The organism is Chthoniobacter sp. (assembly GCF_040003245.1).
Lineage (GTDB): Bacteria > Verrucomicrobiota > Verrucomicrobiia > Chthoniobacterales > Chthoniobacteraceae > Chthoniobacter.
The window spans coordinates 1-16408 of the sequence record NZ_JBDUCX010000009.1 but is presented as its reverse complement, the minus strand read 5'-3'; the positions used below and the strand labels follow the sequence as shown (position 1 = coordinate 16408).

Below are 16408 nucleotides of genomic sequence, written 5' to 3'. Positions count from 1 at the left end.
ACAGAGTAAGTGGGAGTGCGAGCCGACTGGGAGGCATGCGGGATCGATCCATCGGGATTTTCACGTGGAACGGCGGAGTTGAAAAAATTTCGCAGCCTTGATTTACCTTGAGTTGGCTTGATTTGCCTTCATCCGGCTCGATCCGGCTGCGAAGCGGTGAAGAAAAATTTCCGGCACGATTAGGCACGACCAGACACGATTGGAAGCGACTGCCGGGCTGTCGAACCTGGTGGATTTGGGATGAATCACCGTTGGAATAAGACGAACTCATAATGCTTGTCGAAATACCTGCACGCTCCTTCCGCAGATCCGCGGCGCCTTCCGTCTGGCACACCCGCGCTATAGTATCGTGAACTGGCGGAAAACTTAGCAGTGCGCCATGGCTAGGCTAGGCCCGGCACGCCCGTCGCGGTGCTGGTGCTGAACTGATCGGCTTCCACCTTCATCTTCTGGAGCATCTGGACGAAGAGATTGCAGAGCGGCGTGTTGTCCTTGGCGTCGAAGGCGAGGTGCTGGCCATGGCGAAAGCCGCCGCCGGCGAGGAGAATCGGCAGGTTGTGCCAGTCGTGGCTGTTGGCGTTGCCGAGATTGCTGCCGAAGAGCACCATGGTGTTATCCAGCAGCGGAACGCCGCCCTCGGTCTTTTGTTTCAGCGCGGTGAAGAGCTTGTCCAGCGCGCCCATCTGCGCCGTCTCGATCAATTCCAGTTGCCGGATCTTCTCCGGGTCCTGGCCGTGATGGGAAAGATTGTGGTGATCCATGGAGACCCCGGCGATCGGCGGGACGTCGCCGCGTCCCTGTACGAGGATGGTGATGAGCCGGGTGCTGTCGGTCTGCAGCGCGAGCGGCACCAGTTCGAAAAGCAGTTGCATGCGACCGATGAGGTCCGACTCCTCCTTGATGTCCACCGGCGGCTGGGCGTCGATTTTCGGCTTGGGCTTTTGCGCCCAGTCCTCGGTCTTGGCCAGGCGCTGCTCCATCTCGCGCACGGAGGTGAAGTATTCGTCGAGCTTGTCCCGGTCGGCCGCGCCCACCCGGGCGCTGAAGCGTTTCGCCTCCGCGCTCACCGTGTCCATGATGCTGCGCCCTTCCTTCAGCTTGCGCATCTGCTGCTGCACTTCCCACGGCTGCCCCTGGATGAAGAGCTTGGCGAAAACCTTCGACGGCATGACCTCGGCCGGGATCATCACGCCGCTGCGAGTGTGACTCTGGCTGGTATAGTTGGTGCCGAGCGTGAGCGACGGATAGCGTGTCTCGACGCCGATTTTTTCGGCCACGAATTGATCGAGCGAGATGGTGTTGCGGAAGCCGCCGAGGCCCGGATGCCGCGCCGCCGTGAGCCAGGTCATCTCGGACGAATGCCCGTCCGCGCCGGCCTGGTCGGGGTGGCTGAGACCGGAGAAAACGGTGAAGTCGTTGCGGTGCTCCTTGATCAGGTCGAGGTACGGGGTGGAGGCGTAGTCGCGTCCCGTTTCCTTCGGATACAGCGCGGGCCCGTAGATGCCGAGGCTGGTGCAGACGGCCACCAGGCGTTTCGGCGCCGTCGTCGCTTCGGCTGCGCCGGCCCGTTGCGGCCACATGGCATCCAGGAAAGGCAGGGCGAGGGCCACCCCGGTGCCGCGCAGAAAGGCGCGGCGGGAAATCGGCGCGGCCGGGAGGGAGGGCGAGATGGGGATCATTTGTTCAGGAAGAGCGGGCTCTGGACGATCTGATGGATCATGGTGCGCAGACCCCCACCCTCTTTCTGGGTGCTGGCCGCAATCTCCTCCACCGTGAAGCGATCGGCAAATCCAATCCCCGCGCCGGTCGCGTAGGTGACCAGGTTGCCCGCCAGCGCCTCGGCAATCTGGCCCGGGTTCGTGAGGAGCAGCTTTTTGAAATCCTGGATGCCGGCAAAGGCGCGGCCATCGGCCAGTTCGCCATCGGTTTGCACGGGCAGGCCGAGGTGCGCGTAGAGCCGGTGATCGCCGCTGTTGTGCAGCGTGACGACCTCTCCCTTGTCCTGCTGGCGATAGCGCTCGCGGAAGCCGCCGATGACGTCGAAACATTCCAGCGCGAAGCCGGGCGGATCAATGTGGCTGTGGCAGGCCGCACAGGTCTCGGCGGTGCGATGTTTTGCCAATTGCTCGCGGATGGTGGTGGCGCCGCGCGTGTCGGGCTCGATGGCGGCTACCCCGGCGGGAGGCGGCGGAGGCGGATCGCCGAGCAACTTCTTCATCACCCAGGCGCCACGACGCACCGGCGAGGTGGTGGTGCCATTGGCCGTCACCTTGAGCACGCTGGCCTGCGTGAGGATTCCGCCGCGCACGCTGTCCGGCGGCAACGTAACCTTGCGAATCGTCTCCCCCTCCACCCCCGGCACGCCGTAGTGGAGGGCGAGGCGGCTGTTGAGCATGGCGAAGTCCGATTGGACGAAATCGGTGACCGGCAGATTCTCCTTCAAGATGTCCGCGAAAAAGGTCTCCGTCTCCTCCACCATGGAATGGATGAGCAACTCGTCCGCTTCCGGATAGAGCCGCTTGTCCGGGGAGGTCGCATCGATGTTCCGCAGATCGAGCCATTGGCCGGTGAAATCGCGCACGAACGCCTGGGACCGGGCATCGTTCAGCATCCGCTCGACTTGCGCGTGGAGGACCGCCGGTTGCGCGAGCGTGTGATTGGCGGCGAGGCCGAGCAGTTCCTCATCGGGCAGTGTGCTCCACAGGAAATAAGAGAGTCGCGAGGCGAGCGCATAGTCATCCAGCTTGCCGGGATGCTCCTCGAAGAGCAGGAACTGCGGCGCGGTGAGAATGGCGCGCAGGCCGACGCGCATGGCTTCGATGAACTTGCTGCCGGCATCGAGTCCGTCCGTGGTGAGCTGGACGAAAGGATCGGCTTCCCCCGGTTCCAGTGGCCGGCGAAAAGCCCGGTCGGCAAAGCTTTCCAGCGCCTGGCGCGCTGCGGCTTTCGGATCTTCCGGCATCAGTTCGTAAGCCACTTTCTTGTCGCGGATTTTCTGGCCGTCGATCTTCGTCACGGGAGTATCGCCGAAGACTCTGTGCAGGCTGGCGGGCGGCCATTCCGCCGTGATCGGTCCTTCCATTTCCACCCACATCAGTGCTAGGCCGGGCGCTTTAAAATCCTTCGGCCCGAGGTTGTAAACGGTCTGTCCCTTCTCATCGACGCCGGTGTTGCTTGGCTCGATGCGGAGGTGCTCGTTGGCCGAGAGCTGCGCGGTGATCTCGACCACGCGGGGTTGATCCGGCGTCATGTCGTACCAGCCGAGCAACTGCTTCTCCCGGTAGTTATCGCGATAAACCCGCATCGGGATGGCCTTGCCGCCGCTCTGATAACCGTAGGCGCTGATGCGCACCTTGAAGAGCCCGGCGGGATGCGCACCCGTATCCACTTTGGCCGAGGGATAACCGCGATCGAAATAGACCACCGCGTCCGGCAGTTCCAGCAGCAGCACGTGGTGGCCGCTCTTCGGTTCCTTCGGATTGGAAAGCTGACCCGCAGGCGTATCCAGGTTCTTGCGAATGTCTTTGTCTTCCTTCGCATTCCAGCGGGCCTGCTTCGCCACGAGCTGCGGGGCGAGATTGATCGCGGCATCGAGGGCCGCATCCGCTGCCTCGAGATATTTCTCCATCTGCAACATGGAGAGGCGCAATCCCTCGGCCACGGTATCGAAGCCCTGCGACGGCGTATCGGCGGGGAGCATGACGGCCAGCGGCGTCTTGATGCCCAAAAGATCCTGCACTGTTTGCTCGTACTCCACCCGATTCAGCCGTCGTAGCACCGTGCGGCCACGTGCGGCCTGGCGGGCGGCGTCGAAGGTGCGCAGGTCGCCGCCCAAACCGGCGATGAACGTCTTCGCCTCCTCCGGTTTCGGCTGAGTCTTCTTTTTGGGCGGCATCTCGCCGCGGGCGACGCGCCGGTAGACCTTGGCCCATGCGTCGAAATTGGCCGGTTGTTCGAGCTGCCAGGCCAGCGCGTCCAGGTTCAGGCCGCCCTTCTTCGTCTCCGCATCGTGGCAATCGGCACAGTAGCTTTCCAGGAACTCCCCGCGCACATTGGCCGCGCGCGTCGAGATCGCCGCGAGCAGGAAGAGACCCAAGGCACCGACGTACCAGACTCTGGGGAGCACGCGGACCACGGCACTTAGACGCTGCCCGCCTTGGCCTCGACGGGGACTGGGGAACCGGTGCTGGCCCCGACTTCGTTCGTCTTCGTTGCGCCGCCAAACCAGCTCCGCCAGCCTTCCGTCAATTCCAGCAGCACCCACTGCGCGGCGGCGCTCATGATGCGCGGCAAGTCCTTGGGGCTGATCGAGAAACTCTGGAAGAGGTACTTCCGCCCGGAGTTACCACGACCCCACACGCGCCGCTCGCGGCGTTTCCGCGCGATAGCGGCAAAGCGCGCATTATAGAAGCGCATGAAGCGATACACGGGCGTGGAGACCGGCACCCCGAACGGGGGCAACGCGAGAGCTTTCGCACCGTATTTGAAAGGTTGCGAGACGATCCCCAGATAATACAGGCCAAGGTCCATGCGGAAGGCCACGTTCATGAGATCGTATTCGCCGACGTATTCGTACTTGTCCTTGTAGATCGCCTCAAACCAGCGGCGGTAACTCTGGCCGAACATCGCATTGTGCTTCTCAACGAGAGGCGCGACCGCTTCGCCGTTGCGCTGGGCAGCGATGAGCGCGGTGGTCGCCGTCGCCGTGAAGGAAATGATGTCCATGCCCGGGCTGTAGAGCGGGTCGAGGAAGGCCGCGGCATCGCCGACCAGGGCGAAGCCATCTCCGGCAAAGGTGCGGCTGTGATAGGCGAGATTCTTCCGCCAATGGACGTCGCCTTCGATCCACTCCGCGTCGGCGAGCAATTCGCGCGCAACGGGATGCCGCTCGAGAAACTCGCGCAGGCGGTCACCGAGTTTGGCCTCGCCTTGCGGAAAGGAAACCAGGCGCTGATCGAAGACCACTCCCACGCTGACGTCGCCGCCCTTGAGCGGAATCCACCAACTCCACCACCCGTCGCCGACAATGTGATTGGTAGCCGTATTGCGCGAGCCGAGGCAGCGCGCCGCCCAAGCGGGAAATTTCTCCGTCAAGCCCAGCCCGTCCCAGTCCTTCACTCCCCGCCAGCGCGCCCAGGCGGACGCGGTGGGGTGCTCAGCATTCGGTTCCAGCCAGCCTTCCTGCCGGGCGAGCAGCGCCGCGAATCCCGAGCCATCCACCACCCAGCGGCAGCGGATCGTCTCCGTTCCCTCGACCGTCTTCACATCGACTTCCTGTTCGCCGCCCGGGGTGAGCCGCACGGCCGTTACCTGCGCAGGACGCCGCAACTCCGCGCCGCCCGCGACCGCGCGGCGCAACACTTCCTCATCCACCACGGCGCGGTCCAGTTGCCACGAGGGCAGGCGCACATGGTATTTCGGCCCCATCTCGCTGGCGTCCTCCAGCGTCTGCGTCTGGTCGTTGGCAAACCAGAAGCGCATCCCCTGCTTCACGAGGTGATCGTTGTTGAGATGGTTCGTGAGCCCGAGCACTCGCCCCAGAAAAAAGCTGCTGATCTCCACCGTCGCCTCCCCTACCCGGCGCGTGAAATGCGGCGCCCGCTCGATGACGAGGACGCGTAGATCCGGGCAGGCGCGACGCAAAAGCGTCGCCGTGGAAGCGCCCGCGAGCGACCCGCCGATGATGACAACGTCGTAAGACATGATGGTGATGGTCGAATTTGCTCAGCGCGGCCCCTTGCGCCAATGCAAATTATTGGATTCTCTCTGTAGAGCCAAACGACCCCACGGAATTATTTCGATTGCGCCCGTGCGCCGTCCCAATTGATCTTCCGCCTCCCATCCGATGCGTCTGCTCTTCCCCTTTCTGTTCCTCCTTTGCGCCCTGCCGGTTTTCGCGGGCGAGCCGCCCGATCTTACCCCCGTTAAAAAGTGGCTCATCAAGCAGGATGAACTCCACACCGTGCAGGCGGACTTCACCCAGACCCGAGCCCTGCGCGCCCTGCGCAGCCCGATCGCCACGCCGGGTCATATCTGGTTCGGCGGATCGGATACGTTGCGCTGGGAATTGGGCGAGCCGGCCAAGACCATCGTCATTCGGAAGGGCGACACCTATTTCCTCATCCAGCCGGCCAAGAAGAAGGTGGAGAAATACAAGGCTGACAGCATCGCCAAGCGGGGCGGCGCGATGGGTTTCGCCATGATGAATTTTCCCATCGCCAAGGATTTCGCGGACTTCAACCGCCAGTTCGAAACGCTCGCCGTCACCGTGACGGAGAATCGCTGCCATCTCGAAATCCTCCCGCGCGATGCGCAGGCGAAGAAGATGCTCGAGGCCATCAAGATCGACTTCGAGCCGTCCAGCGGCCATCTCCTCTCCTTCGAACTGGCGACGCGCGATGGCTCTTCGATGCGCAGCGATTTCAGCAATGTGCGCGTGAACCACAAGATCGACCGGCACGTGTTCGAGTACGATTTCACCGGCTACGAGATCGTCGATGGAAAGAACTAAGCTTCGCTGGATCGGGATCGTTGTTGCGCTGCTGCTGTTCACCGGCGCGGGGTTGTCGCACATCAGCTTCAACGTCGATATCCTGAAGCTCCTACCCACGCATCTGCCGCAGGTGAAAGGGCTGTCGCTGTTTCTCAAGCACTTCGCCCAGCCCACGGAATTGATCGTCACCGTCGAGGCTCCCACGCCGGAGGCGGCGGACTCCGCGGCAGACGCGCTGTCCGAGGCCTTTGCCAAACGCTCCGACCTGGTCCAGCGGGCGGTGGCGCGCGCGCCGTGGGAAAAACGTCCGGCGGACCTTTCCGAGCTGCTCGCCTATTTGGTGCTCAATCAACCGCCGGAGAAGATTCGCGCGCTCGTCGCCAGTCTTTCGGCGGAAAACGCGGACGCCACACTCAAAGCCAGCGTGGAGAAGCTGGGCGAATCCATTTCGCCGCAGGAGGTCGCGCTGCTCAGTTACGATCCCTACAACCTCGCGGGGGTGCTCAATGAGTCCGGCTTTCTCGCCGGCAACGGCCAGCAATCCGAGTTCTCCTCCGCGGATGGCACCTTCCGCATCGTTTATGTTACCTCCCCGCACGGCTTTGCCAACTACAAGGCGGCCATCGCCTGGGTGAAACAAATCCGGGAGCTCGCGCACAGTACCGTGCCAGACCCCACCATCCACCTCGGCTTTACGGGCGAGCCCGCGTTCGTCGCCGATATTTCCGGCAGCATGGAGTGGGACATGATGTCGTCGGGCTTCGTCACGCTGCTGGTCATTGCGCTCATCTTCTGGCTCTGCTACCGCCGCGCGCGACCGTTGTTCGATCTACAGGCGATGCTCGTGCTCATTTTCACGCTGAGCCTCGCGGCGGCAGGCCTCTTCCTCAACCAGCTCACCGTCATCGGCGTGGGCTGCGCGGCGATCATGATCGGGCTGAGCGTGGACTACGGCTACTTCGTCTATCAGCGCTCGCTCCGCCATGGCGGCTCGGTCGCGGAACTACAGCGTCAATGCGTGCGCAACATCGCCTGGACTTCCGGCACCACGGCCGCGGTTTTCTTCGCGCTCAATTTCAGCAGCCTGCCTGGCCTGTCGCAGCTTGGGAATCTGGTGGGCATCGGCGTGGTCATCGGCGCGATCGTCATGCTCACCGTCTACGCGCGGCTCACCATGCGCTTCCATGGTCGTGAGGAAGCGCGTCCGCCCTCGGTGGTCGAGCGGCTGTTTTCCACGCCCGGCTTTTGGCAAAAGGGCGCGGTGCTCGCCACCGTTGTCGTCGTCTTCCTGCTCGGCGCGCTGCTCGTAAAAGGTCCGCCGCCGCCCGATTTCTCCGCGCGCACCCTGCGCCCGCGCAATAGCGAAGCCTACACCGCGCTCGACCGCCTCTACGCGCGGCTCACCGACGACCGCGACATGCTCAGCCTCGTCGTGGCCGGCAAGGACGAGGGCGAGGCCCTCAAGCGCCTGCGCACCGCCGAGGCCAGCCTCGCCGCCGCCGAGGCCCACGGCGATGTGAAGAGCTTCCGCACCGCCCTGCCGCTCGCCATCAACCAGCGAGCCAATCTTCTGCCGCTCTCCATGCTCGCCAACCAGATCCCGCGCCTGCGCGAGCGCGCCATCGCAGGCGGATTCAAGGAAGAAGCATTCGTGCTCGATGAAGCGATGCTTCGCCAATGGTCGGCATGGACACCGAAGATGCTGTTTGCCCCGATTGGAACACCAACCCTGATCTGGCCGGACAACGAAACCAGCCGCTGGATCTTCCGCCGTGTGGCCAGCCGCGATAACGGCCAGTTCCTCGCGCTGGGCATGGTCACGCCCATGCCCGGCCACGAAGACGCGCTCACCGCCCGCGTGCAAAGCGACGGAACCTGGCTGGTGAGTTGGAATCAACTCGGGCGCGAATTGCGCCACGTCATCCCGCGGGAATTCAAGCACGTCATCCTCGCCCTCAGCGGGATCGTCGTCGTGCTTCTGACCATTGCCTTTCGCAGCCTGCGCGCGGTGGGGCTCTTCGTCGTGACCACCGCGCTCGTCCTCGCATGCCTGGCCGGGGCGATGTCCCTGCTCGGCATGAGCTGGAATTTTTTCAACCTCGCCGCGCTGCTCCTGCTTCTCGGCACCGGCACCGATTACAGCATCCTCCTGCTCCTCGCGCTGACGCGCAACGGCGGCGATGCCCCGGCCGCCCAGCGCGAGCTCGGGCTGGTGATTTGCCTCTGCGCCTGCTCCGCGTCCTCCGGTTTCGGCACCATCAGTTGGGCCAATCACGTTGGCCTCGCCAGCCTCGGGCAGACCTGCGCACTGGGCTTGATCATCGACGCGCTCATCTCGCTCTTCCTGCTGCCGCGGGTGTGGACATTGATCCATCCCAAAAAGCAATCGGTGTAGCCACCGTGCTCACGCTCGCAGGACGAACAGGTGGCTGTTGAACGGCGTGCGGCCCCAGAGGGGGCGGACTTCGCAGGTGAAGCCGCGCGCGCGGAAGGGAGCCGTGATTTCTTCGATGGTGGGATAATGAATGGCGCCGGATTTCATCCAGAGGCTGGCCCGGAGGAGAAATTCCTGCACTTGGGTGAAACGAAACCGCCAGTTCGTGTCGCGCGGGGTGGCGCGGATGAGGCAGACGGCGCCGGGGGCGATGTGGTCGGCAAGTTGCTCGAGGAGCTCGGTCTGCCGTTCGGCAGGCAGATAATGAAGGACATCGAAGAGGACGACGTGGCCGCGAAAGTCGCCGGTGGCGAGGACATCGCCAACGCTAAAGGTGATGCCGCCATAGGTGCGGCCGGCGATCAGTTGCGCCTTGGCGATTTTCGCGGCGTCGAAATCGACTCCGACCAGCGGTGGAAGGAAGCCGCGCTCGCGCAGGTAGAATTCAAACAACCCGACGCCGCAACCGACATCGAGCACGGGCAGCGGCGAGTCTTTCAGCAAGTCAAAGGCGGCGGCGAAGACGGGATCGCGGTGCAGCTTCCCACGGGCATAACATCGCAGCCACGGACCGGAATACTGGCGGGCGATGCGCTCGATCACGGGTTTATCGGATGGCCAGCTCCAGCGGGTTCGCTTTCCAAATGCCGTGACGGGCCATGAATTTGATGACGCTGCGGGGGTAGACTGAGGTGGTCGTCGCACCGGAAGCCATGAGCGCGATGAGGCGATTGAAATACATCTTGATGCTCTCGCTGATCTTGCCCGGGTAGGCCTGCTCAAAATGCGCGCCGGTGTGATACATGGCGAACATCCGCCCATCGTAGAAGTATTGGATGAGGTCCATCCAGGACTTGATGAGCTTGCGCATTTCGCGGGTGTAAGCGGGAAGATTGTCGAGATTTTCGCAGAGCACTTCGGCGGAATGGAGCGCGAGCCACATGCCGGGCGAGAGCATCGGATCGACGAAACCGAAGGCGTCGCCGGTCATGACCCAGCCGGGGCCGTGGCCGCGCTCGGAGATGAGCTGGTAATTGGTGTAAACGGCCACTTCGCTGATGCGCCGGCGGCCTTTACCCGCTTCGGCGAGTCGAGAATCGCGGGCGATGACGGCTTCGAGCCGCTCCTCCGGCGTGGCACCGAGCGGAGTGGCTTCGTCCTTGTTCAGAACTATGCCGACCGACAGGCAATCGCGCAGCGGAATGCGCCAGCTCCAACCGGCGTGATCCATGCGGCCGATGACGACCTGCCCGGGAATGGGATGCGGGATGAAACCTTCGTAGTGCGCAAAATAGGCGACATCCTTGCGCGAGCCGACCTCGGCGGGAATCTCCAGGGTGCGCGCAAAGAGCCGCGTGCGCCCGGTGGAATCGACCAGCAAGTCCGGCTGCTGACCACGCAGCCACGGCGCTTCGGCGAGCGTCTCGGCGGCGAGTTGCAGGCCATCCTGGCCCACGCGCTCGATCTTCGCCCGTACCTTCGCGCGCTTCGCACCGAGTTCATCCGCGCGCTCCTCGAAGAGACGATCAAGCGCGGGACGCGGCGAATTGTAGGCGTAAGTGGGCAGGATGCCGTCGACGGATTGAAAGCAAAAGTCGATGTCGTCGTCTTGCCCGAAGGTGAAGGTGACGCCGGGTTTGTGCTGGCAGATCGCCGCGGCGCGGTCCTCGATGCCCAGCTTGCGCAGAACGGGGACGATCGCCGGGATCAAAGATTCGCCGACGATGAGGTCGGGGCGGCGGCCATCGTCGAAGATGGTGACGTCGATCCCTTTCTGCGCAAGAAGACAGGCGAGGGTCGCGCCGGAGGGGCCGCTGCCAATGATACCGACGGTTTTGATCTGCTTTTTCATCTCTGGATTTTGCCGCTTGGCGTGAGCGGCACGCTCTCCACCAGCTTGAATTCGACCGGCACCTTATAACGGGCGAGCGCGCCACGGCAATACGCGGCCAACGCGGATATTTTCGGCGGGTTGACCGGGTCGCGCGGCACAATCTCCGCCACGGGCACCGCGCCGAAGCGGGCGTTGGGCTTGCCGATGACGCGGGCGCGGTGCACCTCGGGCATTTCGCAGAGCACGGCTTCGATTTCCTCGGGGAAACATTTCAGTCCCGCGACATTGATCACCGAATGACTGCGGCCGAGCAGATGGATGTCGCCGTCTTCATCGATGCGGGCAAGGTCGCCGGTGTGGAACCATTCGCCTTCCAGCACCTCGGCGCGGGTGCGCCACGGGTGGAGATAGGCGTCGAACATGCCGGGGCCGCGGAGGAAGAGTTCGCCTTCGCTGCGCACCTCGGCGGCGTAGTCGGGCAAGGGGCGGCCCACGGAGGCGGGCTTTTCGCGCGAGCGCTCGAGGTTCAGCAACGGCAGACCGACTTCGATGATTCCCAGTCCCTGCGCCAGTGGCACGCCGTAGCGCTGGTCGAATGCCTGAGCCGTCGCCAACGGCAGGGTGGCCGCCGTGGAAACGGCCAGGCGCAGCTTCGGCCAGGCGCGACCCGAGCCTTCCGCGGCAAGCATGGCATGATGAAACGGCGCGCCGTAGAGCACCGTGCCGTCGTGCGTGGTCGCGGCGGAAAGGACGTCCTCGGCGAGGTGCGAATTCTCGATGATCGTCGTCGCGCCATGCAGCAGGTAGAGCATGATCGATACGGCGAAATGGTGGGCCATGGGCAGGATCCACACAACGCGATCCGCCGGGCCGATGCCCAATCCGCGATTGGCCGCAGTGACGCGAGCGAGCAGGCTTTCGTGCGAGAGGACGATGCCTTTGCTCGTGCCGGTGGTGCCGGAGCTGAAGCGGATGAACGCGGGGTTGAGCGCGGCGAGCGCGTTCTGATCGAAACCCAGTTCATCCGCGACCGGCACTGAGCGAATCTCACCGTGGCCATTGACGATCGCGCCGACGCCCGTTTCGCGAAGGACGCGTTCGCGCTCGCGCTGGGACAATTCGCCGGCCATGGGCACCAGGCACTTTCCCGCGCGCACGATGGCCAGAGCCAGAACCACGTGGGCGACTCCGTTGGGACAATCGAGGGCTACCTGGGCGGCCGGCAACGCGGCGATACGCGCGGCCGCCGCTTCCGCCTGCTCGATGAGGCTGCCATACGTCACTTCCTGTCCCTCGCTGATCAGCGCCACGGCCGACCGATCTGCGTCCCGAAAAATCCTTTCAACGATGTTCATGCACGATCTTTTCGCGAGCGGCATTCACCGCCGCCGCGTCGCCCTCACCGTGGAGAACTTTCAGCGCAGCGGCAAGTCCGGCAGCTTCACCCGTCGCGAGACACGTGCCGATCACCCGCACGGAAGCCTGCGCTTCGTGGCTGCACGAAATGCAGCGGCCCGCCATGAAAAGCGCTTCGTCGTCGCGCGCGTGCAGCGCGCGTAGCGGAATGCCGCATGGCTCTTCACCCGTGGGAAAACGCAGGCGCGGCCCGGTGGCGGTCTCGCGCAATTCCATCGGCCAGGCCGCATACGCCACGGTGTCTTCAAACTGCGCTCCCCGCTCCAGGTCTTCCGCCTCGAGGCGATAGCACCCGACAATCCGCCGACTCTCGCGCACGCCGGCCCGGGCCGGCCACGCCGCCACGTAACTGCCCGCAAAGCCCTCGACCTCGCGACGCAGGAATTCCGCCAAACGCACCGCCACTTCGCGTCCTTCCGTTTCCAGCCGGGAGAGACACACCGCATCGAGAGGGTTGAAATCCGTGCCGCCATCGAGGTCGATGGTGACGAATGCTTCCGCCGCCTGGGGGCTCTCGCGCAAATGCGCCCCGAGCGCTGCGGCGGGCAGAGTGTTCGCCTTCACGGCCTGCGAAATCTGCCGCGCGAGACGCAACCGCGCATCGTCGCCGAGCCGGCCCGCTTCCACACCGCCCAGCGCGAAAATATAGGCCGGACGTTGCAGGCGCGTCGTTTCCATCTCGCAAGGCGCCCCGCGAAAAGCCGCCAGCACGGCGTCGCCTGTGGCGTCCACGAACGCTTGGCCGGTGACCTTCCCCGTGCAGCCCCGCCAGACGAGCGTAATCGATCCCGCTTCGGCGGCGACGATCTCCGACTGCAAGCGAATCTCCAGGTGCGGCGTCTCCCGCGCGATCGCATCGCACAACTGCGCGAACGCCACCGGCCGCTGCAACAACACTTCCACCCGGCCCATGCGCATTGGCCCGCTCGCACCTCCCGCGGCAAGTAAACGCTTCGCGAACTCGGCGGCGAAGCCCGCATTCGCCAGCACCGGTGCAGCGGTGCCGTTCGGCAACCGGTAGAGTCCGCAGATCGAATGCACCAGCGCCGCTGAAGCCATGCCGCCGAGCAGGCCATTGCGCTCGATGAGCAGTGTCCGAGCACCGAGTCGCGCCGAAGCGACCGCCGCGGCGAGACCCGCGCTTCCCCCGCCGGCGACGACAACATCAAAGTCCATGGAGCAATTCGGGCCGCGGTTCACCGAACAGATCTTCCATCGTCTGGCCGAGCATCAACTGGCGCTCTTCCTCCGACAGGCAGCCCTCGCGCCACGTCACGGTGATGTTCACCTGCCCTCCCCGCTCGCAAAAGAACAGGCCGGTCCCCGGCGGCGTCGCGAGGCACGGCAGGTGGTAGGCATTCGTGATTTGCGCGCCGGCAAACTCGATCATCTCCGGTGCAAAGGCCCCGGTATGCGAATGGAAGAAGGAACACATTTCGCCCTTAAACTGCCAGCGCACCACGCGCATGAAAATCCAGGAAGGCAGTCGCATCATCAGTTCGAGCACGGTGAGAAAGGACTCCTCCAGCTTGCCGCGCGTCATCTCGGCAAATTGCTGTTTCATCGACGCCGTCGCCGCTTCGATGGAGCCAAGCGCTTCGCGCACTGCGCCGAAAAAGAAGATCGATACCTGATTGTGAAACAGCGGTCCGCGCGCGCCGCGTTTGCGCGTCTGGACAGGGACACTCACCACATAGCCTTTTGGCTCCCGGCCACGGTGGCGAAAGACGCGGTCGTGAGCCCTCGCGGCGCAGGCGACGTAAAAGGTCATGGGAAACAGCGCCCCGGCCATGCCTTCCACACGCGCAGTGAGTTTCGCTGAATCCTCGGGGGTCAGCGTGATAACCTGATAGTAGCCCCGGCCCCGACGCGGACGCGGCCCCGCCAAAGAGGGCGCGCCGACCTTGGCCAGATCCTCGAGCCGAAAGACGGCCGCCTTGGTCTTCTTGATCTTTTCCTGAAAGGTCAGCTCAGGCCGCACCGGCTCCTTGGCCTCGCACGGCACATCCACGCCATCGCAAAGCCGGCCGATCTCGGCGAGGAGCAGCTCCGCGCCTTTGCCATCGATGAGCAGATGCGACCACGAAAGTGCCACGCGGCAGCGGCCAGCGCGCGTCTCCACCACATCGAGCCGGGCCTTGAACTCGATACCGTCGACCGCCAGCGGCTCGGTCATGATGTGCTGGAGTAATTCCATCGTGTCCTCGGCTTCGGTCGCTCCAGCCAGCTTCCCGGTCGCGCCGCGTTCCCGCCACAGACCGAGCGGCAGGCCACGGGAGGGTGTCGGCGGCACTTCCCAGTACGGCAGCCAGGTCCGCCAATCGCGACGCAGACGCCCGGCGAGCAGCGGATGCTTTTGCACCAGGCGCTCCAAGGCGGAGCGCAGGCGCGCCACGTCGGGCACGCGATCCAGTTCAAGGATCGACTGGCTCACATGCCGGCCCTGCCGGGTACGGCGCATGAAATCGTCGTGGGCCAGCAGGAAGCAATCGGCCACGCGGACCGCTTCCCGCGTGACACCAGGAGCGGCGGCAGCCATCAGCCCTCGGCAGAGGGCGCGGTGCGGGCGCGAATGAGCCCGGCCACACTGCGCACAGTGCTGAAGTTTTGCCGGGTCAATTCGCTCTCGGGCAAGGCCACGCCATATTCTTCTTCAATGAGAATGAGCAACTGCATGATGGCCATGGAATCCAGCCCCGAGTCGTAAAGATTGCTATCCGCGCCAAAGCCAGGCTGCGTCTCCAAGAGACGTTCGCTGACAAGCTGGACGAGTTGTTGTTCCAGGGACTCCTGCTGTGGAATGGGTTGCGTGGCCATCAGTTGCGCGCGGTGCTTAAAGGATGGATTTCCACGCGTCAAGACGCCAGTTCGCTCAAAGTCGACCGATTTTGTTCCACAGTGGCCGCACCGATCTCCACACAGCCCGCACCGACTTTAGCAGGGTTCCACAAAGTGGGACGGGGCGACAGCGTCCGTAAAACTACGAGCTTCTTCCCAGCGCGCCGCGCGAGGTCCGTTTTGAGGCGGAGCAACTCGTCGCAGATAATCTGATGCGACAGGTTCACGGCATGCGACATCCGGCGCGGCCGCCCACCCTGGCGCACGGCGAGTTCCTGGGGATTGGCGACGATGTGGAGCAGGATGGTGTCGATTTCCGGGTCGTCGATCCAGTGATCGAAGGGCAGCGCGTTGGCCACGCCGCCATCCCAAAACCAGCGGTCTTCCACCGGGCGGCTGGCGAAGATGCCCGGAAACGCGCCGCTCGCGAGAATGAGCTCGGCCAATGGTCCTGACTTGACGGCTTCGCTGCGAGCGTCCGAAAGATTCGTCACCGAAAGCGCGAGGCGCGGTGCGGTGCAGTCTTCGATCCGGCTAGTGCCCAGCTTCTCCCGCAGCAGCGCGGCGGCCCGCTCTCCGCTGATCGCACCAGTATGTCCCGGCAGATTCAAGATGGTGGCGAAGCCCCGCCAAGGCGCGCCGGGCTCGCGAAAGACCTTGCGCAATTCCGGCGAGACAAAGAGCTGGAGCATTTCGTCCGGGGCGATGCCTGCGGCGAAAAGTCCTGCCACCAAGGCGCCCGCGGATGCGCCACTCACGGCCGCAGGTCGCACCCCCAGCGCCAGCAAGGCTCGTAGAAATCCGGCGTGGGCGAAGTAGCCGAGAAACGAAGAATTCAGGCAGAGCGCAACGCGGCTAGACACAGGCCGCCACCTCCGAGCGCAAATTTCGGAGCGCGAGGGTAATCTCCTCCGCCATCGCGGTGCGGGCGGCAATCCGATCCGGCTCCAGTCGCGGCGGGACCAGTTCGCCAAAGGCCACCGCCCAGCGCGTCCGCGCGCCGGGCAGCCAACTCGTCCAGCGCCGGAATTTCTGGGCGCCGAGGACGACACACGGCAGCACGGGCACACCCGCCAATTGCGCCAGCTTGCAGACACCGGATTCAATCGCGCCGGATTCGAGCACGGAATTTTCGTCATTCCGCACACCGCCTTCCGGAAAAATGCCGACGACCCGGCCCGCCTTGAGCAATTGCAAGAGGCGGCGCACCGTCGCCGTATCCGCCTTGCTCCGGTCGAGCGGCAAAGCGCCAAAGGTCGTCAAGAACCAGCGCGAAAGTGGATGGTCGAACAATTCCACGATGCTCAGCCAATGGATCATGCGAGAGTTCGCGACAATCAACAGGGGCGCATCGTAGGCGCAGATGTGGTTGGCCGCCAGCAGGTAGGCGCCC

At 64.2% G+C, this 16408-nt stretch carries 13 protein-coding genes; 2 read left to right on the top strand and 11 right to left on the bottom strand.

Translation table 11 applies throughout. The features are described 5' to 3' along the window. Window positions 1-383: 383 nt before the first annotated feature. Genes ABJF10_RS02270 through ABJF10_RS02260 form a run of 3 tightly spaced genes read right to left on the bottom strand, consistent with a single transcriptional unit; the run spans window position 384 to window position 5703 of the window. Window positions 384-1679 carry a DUF1552 domain-containing protein gene (locus ABJF10_RS02270; protein WP_348542890.1) on the bottom strand — a complete coding sequence of 432 codons (1296 nt, stop codon included), beginning with the start codon at window positions 1677-1679 and terminating at the stop codon, window positions 384-386. After that, window positions 1676-4126 carry a DUF1592 domain-containing protein gene (locus ABJF10_RS02265; RefSeq protein ID WP_348542889.1) on the bottom strand — a complete coding sequence of 817 codons (2451 nt, stop codon included), beginning with the start codon at window positions 4124-4126 and terminating at the stop codon, window positions 1676-1678. The genes ABJF10_RS02270 and ABJF10_RS02265 overlap by 4 nt, the downstream gene beginning before the upstream one ends. 14 nt (window positions 4127-4140) lie before the next feature. Then, window positions 4141-5703, bottom strand: a complete 1563-nt coding sequence (locus tag ABJF10_RS02260) for an NAD(P)/FAD-dependent oxidoreductase (protein ID WP_348542888.1) — start codon at window positions 5701-5703, stop codon at window positions 4141-4143. A 142-nt stretch (window positions 5704-5845) separates the two neighbouring features. Here ABJF10_RS02260 and ABJF10_RS02255 point away from each other — a divergent pair, with 142 nt between their 5' ends. Together ABJF10_RS02255 and ABJF10_RS02250 are read left to right on the top strand one after the other, a co-directional pair. Further along, window positions 5846-6511, top strand: a complete 666-nt coding sequence (locus ABJF10_RS02255) for an outer membrane lipoprotein carrier protein LolA (RefSeq protein ID WP_348542887.1) — start codon at window positions 5846-5848, stop codon at window positions 6509-6511. After that, window positions 6498-8888, top strand: coding sequence for an MMPL family transporter (locus tag ABJF10_RS02250; protein WP_348542886.1), 2391 nt, complete (start codon window positions 6498-6500; stop codon window positions 8886-8888). Before ABJF10_RS02255 ends, ABJF10_RS02250 begins: the two co-directional genes overlap by 14 nt. Window positions 8889-8897: 9 nt before the next feature. Here the strand turns inward: ABJF10_RS02250 and ABJF10_RS02245 are convergent, their stop codons facing one another. The 8 genes from ABJF10_RS02245 to ABJF10_RS02210 form a co-directional block, all read right to left on the bottom strand. Continuing rightward, a complete protein-coding gene (locus ABJF10_RS02245) occupies window positions 8898-9530 on the bottom strand; it encodes a class I SAM-dependent methyltransferase (protein WP_348542885.1) in 633 nt (210 codons plus the stop codon). A 4-nt stretch (window positions 9531-9534) separates the two neighbouring features. Continuing rightward, window positions 9535-10779, bottom strand: a complete 1245-nt coding sequence (locus ABJF10_RS02240; protein WP_348542884.1) for an NAD(P)/FAD-dependent oxidoreductase — start codon at window positions 10777-10779, stop codon at window positions 9535-9537. Next, on the bottom strand, window positions 10776-12116 hold the full coding sequence (locus ABJF10_RS02235) for a class I adenylate-forming enzyme family protein (RefSeq protein WP_348542883.1): 1341 nt from the start codon (window positions 12114-12116) through the stop codon (window positions 10776-10778). Before ABJF10_RS02235 ends, ABJF10_RS02240 begins: the two co-directional genes overlap by 4 nt. Continuing rightward, window positions 12103-13353 carry an FAD-dependent oxidoreductase gene (locus tag ABJF10_RS02230; protein ID WP_348542882.1) on the bottom strand — a complete coding sequence of 417 codons (1251 nt, stop codon included), beginning with the start codon at window positions 13351-13353 and terminating at the stop codon, window positions 12103-12105. The genes ABJF10_RS02235 and ABJF10_RS02230 overlap by 14 nt, the downstream gene beginning before the upstream one ends. Then, window positions 13343-14716 carry a hypothetical protein gene (locus ABJF10_RS02225; RefSeq protein ID WP_348542881.1) on the bottom strand — a complete coding sequence of 458 codons (1374 nt, stop codon included), beginning with the start codon at window positions 14714-14716 and terminating at the stop codon, window positions 13343-13345. The genes ABJF10_RS02230 and ABJF10_RS02225 overlap by 11 nt, the downstream gene beginning before the upstream one ends. Next, the gene (locus ABJF10_RS02220) at window positions 14716-14994 is read right to left on the bottom strand and encodes an acyl carrier protein (protein WP_348542880.1); all 279 of its coding nucleotides are present in this window, start codon (window positions 14992-14994) and stop codon (window positions 14716-14718) included. Before ABJF10_RS02220 ends, ABJF10_RS02225 begins: the two co-directional genes overlap by 1 nt. Window positions 14995-15032: 38 nt before the next feature. After that, window positions 15033-15878, bottom strand: a complete 846-nt coding sequence (locus ABJF10_RS02215) for a patatin-like phospholipase family protein (protein WP_348542879.1) — start codon at window positions 15876-15878, stop codon at window positions 15033-15035. Beyond that, on the bottom strand, window positions 15871-16408 hold a 538-nt coding region (locus ABJF10_RS02210), incomplete at its 5' end, for a lysophospholipid acyltransferase family protein (RefSeq protein ID WP_348542878.1). The genes ABJF10_RS02210 and ABJF10_RS02215, both read right to left, overlap by 8 nt.

Coding starts and splice junctions, on each gene's coding strand:
- ABJF10_RS02270 (WP_348542890.1), bottom strand. CDS start 1,679: ATGATCCCCATCTCGCCCTCCCTCCCGGCCGCGCCGATTTCCCGCCGC.
- ABJF10_RS02260 (WP_348542888.1), bottom strand. CDS start 5,703: ATGTCTTACGACGTTGTCATCATCGGCGGGTCGCTCGCGGGCGCTTCC.
- ABJF10_RS02255 (WP_348542887.1), top strand. CDS start 5,846: ATGCGTCTGCTCTTCCCCTTTCTGTTCCTCCTTTGCGCCCTGCCGGTT.
- ABJF10_RS02250 (WP_348542886.1), top strand. CDS start 6,498: ATGGAAAGAACTAAGCTTCGCTGGATCGGGATCGTTGTTGCGCTGCTG.
- ABJF10_RS02240 (WP_348542884.1), bottom strand. CDS start 10,779: ATGAAAAAGCAGATCAAAACCGTCGGTATCATTGGCAGCGGCCCCTCC.
- ABJF10_RS02235 (WP_348542883.1), bottom strand. CDS start 12,116: ATGAACATCGTTGAAAGGATTTTTCGGGACGCAGATCGGTCGGCCGTG.
- ABJF10_RS02230 (WP_348542882.1), bottom strand. CDS start 13,353: ATGGACTTTGATGTTGTCGTCGCCGGCGGGGGAAGCGCGGGTCTCGCC.
- ABJF10_RS02225 (WP_348542881.1), bottom strand. CDS start 14,716: ATGGCTGCCGCCGCTCCTGGTGTCACGCGGGAAGCGGTCCGCGTGGCC.
- ABJF10_RS02220 (WP_348542880.1), bottom strand. CDS start 14,994: ATGGCCACGCAACCCATTCCACAGCAGGAGTCCCTGGAACAACAACTC.